Origin of the sequence: Emticicia agri (assembly GCF_004168285.1) — a bacterium.
GTDB lineage: Bacteria > Bacteroidota > Bacteroidia > Cytophagales > Spirosomataceae > Emticicia > Emticicia agri.
On record NZ_SEWF01000059.1, the window covers coordinates 21,705 to 30,290 of the forward strand.

The 8,586-nt window shown below is 36.8% G+C and carries 5 protein-coding genes and 1 CRISPR repeat array; all 5 genes read left to right on the forward strand.

All coding sequences use genetic code 11. The annotated features are described in order from the left end of the window. Positions 1–16: 16 nt before the first annotated feature. Positions 17–829 carry a type III-B CRISPR module RAMP protein Cmr4 gene (cmr4, locus tag EWM59_RS24145; protein WP_130023817.1) on the forward strand — a complete coding sequence of 271 codons (813 nt, stop codon included), beginning with the start codon at positions 17–19 and terminating at the stop codon, positions 827–829. Beyond that, positions 826–1,197: a hypothetical protein gene (locus EWM59_RS24150; RefSeq protein ID WP_130023818.1), complete on the forward strand. Its 372-nt coding sequence runs from the start codon at positions 826–828 to the stop codon at positions 1,195–1,197. Before cmr4 ends, EWM59_RS24150 begins: the two co-directional genes overlap by 4 nt. Continuing rightward, positions 1,190–2,041 carry a type III-B CRISPR module RAMP protein Cmr6 gene (cmr6, locus tag EWM59_RS24155; protein ID WP_130023819.1) on the forward strand — a complete coding sequence of 284 codons (852 nt, stop codon included), beginning with the start codon at positions 1,190–1,192 and terminating at the stop codon, positions 2,039–2,041. Before EWM59_RS24150 ends, cmr6 begins: the two co-directional genes overlap by 8 nt. Positions 2,042–2,060: 19 nt before the next feature. Next, on the forward strand, positions 2,061–2,756 hold the full coding sequence (locus EWM59_RS24160) for a CRISPR-associated endonuclease Cas6 (protein ID WP_130023820.1): 696 nt from the start codon (positions 2,061–2,063) through the stop codon (positions 2,754–2,756). 445 nt (positions 2,757–3,201) lie between these two features. Beyond that, positions 3,202–7,638: a CRISPR direct-repeat array (repeat unit 37 nt; unit sequence GTAGAAATACATCATTCAGAGTAGATAGAATTGAGAC). 92 nt (positions 7,639–7,730) lie between these two features. Beyond that, positions 7,731–8,586 (forward strand): IS481 family transposase (locus EWM59_RS24165; RefSeq protein ID WP_130021487.1); only part of this gene is annotated, 856 nt, incomplete at its 3' end.

Sequence of the window (8,586 nt, forward strand, 5' to 3'; positions counted from 1 at the left end):
TCCTGATTCTTATACAATGACAACAAACCTATATCTACTCGTTCCTCAGTCCAACCTGCATGTTGGTGCAGGTAGTTCAAATTATGGCATTATTGATAATCTCGTCCAGCGGGATGCCATTGACCAATATCCCAATATACACGCTTCAAGCCTTAAAGGAGCCTTACGTGAATTTTTTGAGGAAGCACTCAACCTAAAAACAGAATCAAATAAAATATTTGGAAGTGCCGATGAAGGCAAAGGTAATTGTGTTTTTTCAGAAGGGCATCTCCTGGGCTTACCTGTCAGAAGTAATAAAAGACCTTATTTCATAGCTACATCCCCTTACGTTTTGAAGAAATTTCTCTCTATTTCAGAAGAATTCGGGTATAAGCTTGATGAGGATTTGAAAAAAGATTTTAAGGCACTATCAAGCCTTCCTACTAAAACCGAAAAACCAGCAGTAATAGCATCCTCAGTAATACCTGATTTAAAGATTGAAGACTTAACGGAATTTACCTACCAAAATCCTCCATTAAGCAAGATACATACCTTATTAGGCACAGATATAGTCCTGTTTTCAGATGAAGACTTTACCTACCAATGTGGCGACTACGCCCTGCCTGTGCTGGCTCGTAATCATCTCGAGAATGGTATCAGCCAGAATCTTTGGTACGAACAGGTAGTGCCCAAAATGACACGCTTCTATTTTACTGTCGATGATTATACCCCCGATACACTTTTTGATACAACATTAACAAGCAATACTAAACTTGTTCAGATTGGCGGAAACGCTACTGTAGGGTATGGCCGCTGTAAAATCACTAACCTTAACCAGTTAATTAAATGAGAGCTATCAATCAGTTATTAATACCGGCTAATGAAGCATTGAAGAATGCTCATATTGTAGCCAACGGCATAGTTGAGAAAGGAGTAATTGAAGGGCATATTGCAGGCTTTGGCGCAATGGTAATCAATATTGATTTACTACCAACGGTAGCGGTCTACATGGAAGACGAAAACCGCCGGAAAGTAATTGATGCCATTGCCAGGACACTCAATAGCAGTGACAATAGGGACAAATTGTTTGAGAAGATAATGGATGCAGAAGGACAGACTGTGTCGGCTAAAAGACTATTAAAAGAAAAAGTAATGAACGCCTCTGTTGCCCTGAAAATGATGATACGCACCTATAAAATCAACAAAAACAATGAATGAGAAAGAGGTAAATCTGGGTTTTCTTTTTAATAAAGAATACTACAAACATAATGGAGAAACATCATTCAATTTTGCTGATAGGGGAAATGCCACGTATTCACAGGGTTTCTTTAAGAAGCAAAATGAACGATTCAAACGGTTTATTTTTACCGGTACAAAGACACCTAAAGGTGTTCTGGATCTTACCACTGTTTATCCGGGTCTTGCCATAGGGCTTGGCTATGGGCATGGTATCAAAGCAGAGGGTGAATTCAAACTGGGCTTTTATTTTGACTATACCTCGGGCTTGCCTGTTATACCTGGCAGTAGCGTAAAAGGCACGCTAAGAAGCTGTTTTCCGAATATAAAGCCTGATCATAAGGAAAAATATAATACTGACGAATTGGAGAAAACAGAAGCCAAAAGAGGATTTATCCGTTATCTTTTCTACAAAGCTGGGCTAAGCGATGAGCAAGTGCTACAAATAGACATTGATGTACTTGAAAAAGAAATTTTTGAGGGTAAAAGTATAGATAAAGACAAAAAGGATATCCAATTGAGTATTTATACCCGTGACATCTTTCATGATGCCACACTGGTACAAGGTAATAGCTTAAGGGAAATCATAGGTGATGACTCTATTACACCACACCCATCTGCTTTGAAAAACCCCATACCTTTATTATTCATGAAAATATTACCCAATGTTACTTTTCATTTCGAAATGGATATTAAAGACAGTAAACGCTATCCTTTTGTCACGAAGGCAATCAAGCAAAAAGTTTTTATGGAGATTATCCGCACCATAGGGATCGGGGCTAAAACGAATGTGGGATATGGGCGCATGGTTTCAAACACAAAATAAATCTCTTAAACATTTACGCATGGCACAGTTCAGCATACTCAGCATTCAACCCCAGAACCTCCCCTACCGCACACCGCAGCAATGGCGTAGCTGGCTCAATGACCTCACAGAATGGCAACATGATTTGTTGCATAACCATAAAGAAGAGGGTGGCGAACACTATCGTTATCCGATGGTACAATACCGTCATAACGGATTTTGTGGCATCAACGAGGGTGGAACATTATTAATGGCTTTGCTTCCTCTACTCCTGGCTGAAACACAGTTGAGCATGGATATGCAACGAGAAGAAATACAGATGCTTACCCAACCCAAACAATACAGAATCATCAACTGGCAGCCCTTTCATGCCGAAAATTACCAAATCTGGCAAGAAACCAACGGAATTATTGAACGTATAGATCTCCTACAGAATATCCTGACAGGTCATATTTTAGGCTTTTGCCGATCAGTTGGTTTTGAAATACCCGATAAATCGTTGAAAGTAAAACTGATAGGCTCGTTGAAAGAAGTAGGCTACAAAAAATTCTCTACCCAGAATGCCGACCTTTGGCGACTCACATTTGACGTGCTGTTCGAAGCAAATATTCAGCTACCGCAAGGCATCGGGTTAGGCAAAGGCGTAAGCAAAGGCAAAGGTATTTTATTGCATCAAATTTCAGCCCCTATCAAGGATACAAGAGTAAAACCCGTGTCAGCGGTTCATAAAAACTGACAAAGACCTTAAATTCTCACAATTGAGTTCTTTGACGTATCGGATTTTTAAAAATTTCAGACAATGGCTCAATATTCCTATCAGCAAACGGCTCAGAATATCTTTTGTCAGGTAAGAACAGTTGATGATTTGGCTTATCTACTAAAAACACAGGTCTTTGCCCTTGAGTTTTTTGCAAGTAACCCTTCCTACCATGAATTTAAAATTCCAAAAAAGAAAGGAGGATTCAGGCTATTGGAAGACCCCGAAGAAAACCTGAAAGCCATACAACGAGAGCTGAATTATTACCTCCAATGTTGCTATTACCTCCGAAGAACCTCGGCTGCTTATGCTTTTCAGTTAGCTGACGAGGGTGATGACGAAACAGAAATCCGCAATATCCTGACAAATGCGCAATGCCACCTGAATAGACCCTGGATGCTCAATGCTGATTTTCTTGATTTCTGTAGAAATACATCATTCAGAGTAGATAGAATTGAGACATTCCGTGTAATAATATTATTACAGCAAACACTGTAGAAATACATCATTCAGAGTAGATAGAATTGAGACCTCAGTTCGGCTCCTTCTTTTGGTTTTTTGGGTATTGTAGAAATACATCATTCAGAGTAGATAGAATTGAGACTGTCATCCTCGCGCCAATCCCCCTTTGCTTTATACGGTAGAAATACATCATTCAGAGTAGATAGAATTGAGACACATTAGCATTGTCAATCTTAAAGGTCATACTTTGTAGAAATACATCATTCAGAGTAGATAGAATTGAGACTAACTATAGTCCACACCGAATTTTCATCTACTTTGAAGTAGAAATACATCATTCAGAGTAGATAGAATTGAGACAAAGAAACAAAAAACATTACAAAAAACAGTTTTTTGTAGAAATACATCATTCAGAGTAGATAGAATTGAGACACAGTATGTCTGCTTGTCGCTGGCCCGGGCTGGCAGTAGAAATACATCATTCAGAGTAGATAGAATTGAGACAATGGCGATTAAAGCGATCACTTGTAGGTACATAGGTAGAAATACATCATTCAGAGTAGATAGAATTGAGACGTTAAAATGAAGCCAAGAAGGGCTCCAAAAATTAGTAGAAATACATCATTCAGAGTAGATAGAATTGAGACAATACAGACGAAAGTGCAGGCTGCCCATATTTTTGTAGAAATATATCATTCAGAGTAGATAGAATTGAGACACTATGCATACATTTGATGTACTTTCAGAACATGATAGTAGAAATACATCATTCAGAGTAGATAGAATTGAGACAACATTAAAAGAAGAGATGGTAAGTGAGCCATGTTGTAGAAATACATCATTCAGAGTAGATAGAATTGAGACTAAATGTTTTGGTTCCTTGGTCTGCTGTCTCAACTGGTAGAAATATATCATTCAGAGTAGATAGAATTGAGACAAAACTGGTAATCCGATGATAACAATACATTGTAGAAATACATCAGTCAGAGTAGATAGAATTGAGACTTACATCTCCGATTCTTTCCCCTTTAAAACTCTCCGTAGAAATACATCATTCAGAGTAGATAGAATTGAGACAAACTTTAATGATACTCCAAAGGTGCTTTTCCGGAATGTAGAAATACATCATTCAGAGTAGATAGAATTGAGACACAAATCTTAATGTGCTTTGGAACATAGCACTCCTCGTAGAAATACATCATTCAGAGTAGATAGAATTGAGACACTGAAACATTTCACTCCGGCGAGTGGATTGCGTGCGTAGAAATACATCATTCAGAGTAGATAGAATTGAGACTGCACAGGCAAGGCCTAATGCTGCGGATGTTAAAGTAGAAATACATCATTCAGAGTAGATAGAATTGAGACTAGTTTTTTATTCATTTTATTAATTTAGCAACAAAGTAGAAATACATCATTCAGAGTAGATAGAATTGAGACCATTCTGAGCTGCTTCTATAAAAGTATCATACTGCGTAGAAATACATCATTCAGAGTAGATAGAATTGAGACATACTTTGTGGCCGCCGATGTGGTCACCGCTTGCGGTATAAATGTAGAAATACATCATTCAGAGTAGATAGAATTGAGACTTGAAATTTTGCTGAAATTTTTCATGATGTGAAAAAGTAGAAATACATCATTCAGAGTAGATAGAATTGAGACATTGAGGCTTAATTGTCATCACATTAGGCTTAACCGTAGAAATACATCATTCAGAGTAGATAGAATTGAGACAGAGGGTTTCAAAATCTTCCTCCCCAAGATATTCAGTAGAAATACATCATTCAGAGTAGATAGAATTGAGACTTGATAGACTTTATTGGATACACCAACTCAGTGTAGAAATACATCATTCAGAGTAGATAGAATTGATACACATAGCATTTTGAGTGTATTGCGATTCATATTTGTAGAAATACATCATTCAGAGTAGATAGAATTGAGACATGCAGACATTTTGAACAATTGAACGAACAACTTTTGTAGAAATACATCATTCAGAGTAGATAGAATTGAGACTCTGAGCCTTATCAAGATACCCAAATTCTACCCTGGGTAGAAATACATCATTCAGAGTAGATAGAATTAAGACAAGCTATTAAGCTGCCGAAAGGCAGGTCATATTGTAGAAATACATCATTCAGAGTAGATAGAATTGAGACTTTTTACCGTTCATCACATACGAGCAAGCTACTATGTAGAAATACATCATTCAGAGTAGATAGAATTGAGACGGTTGCAACCCAAATAGGAATGCAGCTTGTACTGAGTAGAAATACATCATTCAGAGTAGATAGAATTGAGAATTTCCACCCCACCGTTCGCTTCCTTTTTGTACCCAGTAGAAATACATCATTCAGAGTAGATAGAATTAAGACTTATACTTTAATGTTTTACCTGTAACCTGATAGATTGTAGAAATACATCATTCAGAGTAGATAGAATTGAGACACAGGCGTTGTGATTGCTGTCATTTGATTATATTGTAGAAATACATCATTCAGAGTAGATAGAATTGAGACTTCTGGCAAAGACTCAAAGAGTTTTGTGTCTGTAGAAATACATCATTCAGAGTAGATAGAATTGAGACATTTTTTCCGCCTTCTTCTTAAGTGACTCGTATACGTAGAAATACATCATTCAGAGTAGATAGAATTGAGACTATTGTCTTATGAACTGCGTCCTCTAATTCAGTCCGTAGAAATACATCATTCAGAGTAGATAGAATTGAGACATTTTGCGTGTACACAAAGTACACACATCCGAAGTAGAAATACATCATTCAGAGTAGATAGAATTGAGACAGATGCTTTTGCTGCACACTCACACAATCAGGCTTATCAGAGTGTAGAAATACATCATTCAGAGTAGATAGAATTGAGACGTCTTTAACACTTTTGCCAAGGCATTCGTCATCGCGTAGAAATACATCATTCAGAGTAGATAGAATTGAGACACATACGGAGTTGAATCCAGGGCGTCAATAATTTGTAGAAATACATCATTCAGAGTAGATAGAATTGAGACACGTAATGATTAATACCGACAGAGTTAACAATAAATGTAGAAATACATCATTCAGAGTAGATAGAATTGAGACATTCGTTTTTATCCTTGCTAATATCAGGATTAGAACGTAGAAATACATCATTCAGAGTAGATAGAATTGAGACTTTTCTTTTGTTGCCGCAATTTGCGCACGTTGAAGTAGAAATACATCATTCAGAGTAGATAGAATTGAGACACTTTTTGCCATTTTTGTCATTTCTGACTTCAGTAGAAATACATCATTCAGAGTAGATAGAATTGAGACTAATTTCTCAAGAGTCATGGAAAACCCTAACCACGTAGAAATACATCATTCAGAGTAGATAGAATTGAGACACTTTAATGTGGTGAAAATCATCTTCATCTACAGTGTAGAAATACATCATTCAGAGTAGATAGAATTGAGACGACTTGTACGCATGATTCCGTTAAACCATGGGTACGTAGAAATACATCATTCAGAGTAGATAGAATTGAGACAAAAAGTTCCAATTCCGGAGTTTCGCATTTAGCTAGTAGAAATACATCATTCAGAGTAGATAGAATTGAGACATTCATATTATTGTATTTAAGAGGTTTCTTGTGAGTAGAAATACATCATTCAGAGTAGATAGAATTGAGACAGCTTGCAGTTGTAAAGTCAACGTACGGGTTTTTGTAGAAATACATCATTCAGAGTAGATAGAATTGAGACTCTACATCTTCAGGGGAGGCTTTCTTAACCATCTCAGTAGAAATACATCATTCAGAGTAGATAGAATTGAGACAATTTCAACCAAAGGAATAAGATTCTTTCCATCGGTAGAAATACATCATTCAGAGTAGATAGAATTGAGACATAAAGAAGTTAAGGAATTTTAAACTACTGTCATAGTAGAAATACATCATTCAGAGTAGATAGAATTGAGACTCTCCTGATACTGAGTCATATCTTAAATTATTCCGTAGAAATACATCATTCAGAGTAGATAGAATTGAGACCTTCATAAATGGAGCTAATTGTGCAGGTGTAATTAAGTAGAAATACATCATTCAGAGTAGATAGAATTGAGACAGGTAATCCTATCCGTAAGGAGGCGGTCATATTGTAGAAATACATCATTCAGAGTAGATAGAATTGAGACACTTCAGCTTTACCTGCTATATTAGCAAATGAACCAGTAGAAATACATCATTCAGAGTAGATAGAATTGAGACGATTAAAGTAAGTGAATGTCAAAAACTGGGCGATTCCTAGAGTAGAAATACATCATTCAGAGTAGATAGAATTGAGACATTGTTTACGGAAGTAATAAGATGTGCCATTCTTTTGTAGAAATACATCATTCAGAGTAGATAGAATTGAGACAGGGAACCCAGAAATGCCCTAATGTGAAATAGTCATGATTTAATCTGACAGTTACGATTTATTTAGTAACTTAAAATTAAAGATTAAATCAAATGACAACACAGGCAAAAATCATCAAGAACAAGTTAGGAGTATTAGAACTTGCCAATGTTTTAGGCAATGTCTCAAAGGCTTGCAAGGTAATGGGTTATAGTCGAGATAGTTTCTATCGCTTCAAGGAACTCTATGAACAAGGTGGTGAATTAGCACTTCAAGAAATTAGTCGCAGAAAACCCATAGAGAAAAATCGGGTAGATACGTTAGTAGAAGAAGCCGTTGTCAAGATGGCATTGGACTTACCAGCTTATGGACAGCTAAGAGTATCAAATGAGCTAAAGAAACAAGGTATAGTTGTCTCTCCTGGTGGAGTACGTTCAATCTGGTTAAGACATGATTTAGCTACCTTTAAGAAACGTTTAAAAGCATTGGAAGCGAAGGTTAATCAGGAAGGAATTATCCTTACAGATGAGCAAATAACAGCCTTAGAAAGAGCCAAAGCTGAGAAACAGGCTCATGGAGAAATAGAGACACATCATCCGGGTTATTTAGGAGCACAGGATACGTATTACGTAGGTAATATTAAGGGAGTAGGCCATATTTATCAACAGACTTTTATAGATACTTATTCAAAGGTAGCTTTTGTTAAACTCTATGACCGGAAAAACGCTTTAGTAGCCGCTGATATGCTCAATGATAAGGTTATTCCTTTTCATGAGCAAAATCAGATTCGTCTACTAAGAGTTTTAACTGATAGGGGTACAGAATATTGTGGTAATAGGGAGCAACACGAATATCAATTATATTTGGCTATAGAAGATATTGACCATACTAAAACTAAGGCCAAAAGTCCTCAAACTAATGGTATATGCGAGCGTTTCCATCGTACTATTCAGGATGAATTTTATGCGG

Excerpts from the sequence above, each read along its gene's own strand:
- cmr4 (WP_130023817.1), top strand. The coding sequence starts at position 17 with ATGACAACAAACCTATATCTACTCGTTCCTCAGTCCAACCTGCATGTT.
- EWM59_RS24150 (WP_130023818.1), top strand. The coding sequence starts at position 826 with ATGAGAGCTATCAATCAGTTATTAATACCGGCTAATGAAGCATTGAAG.
- cmr6 (WP_130023819.1), top strand. The coding sequence starts at position 1,190 with ATGAATGAGAAAGAGGTAAATCTGGGTTTTCTTTTTAATAAAGAATAC.
- EWM59_RS24160 (WP_130023820.1), top strand. The coding sequence starts at position 2,061 with ATGGCACAGTTCAGCATACTCAGCATTCAACCCCAGAACCTCCCCTAC.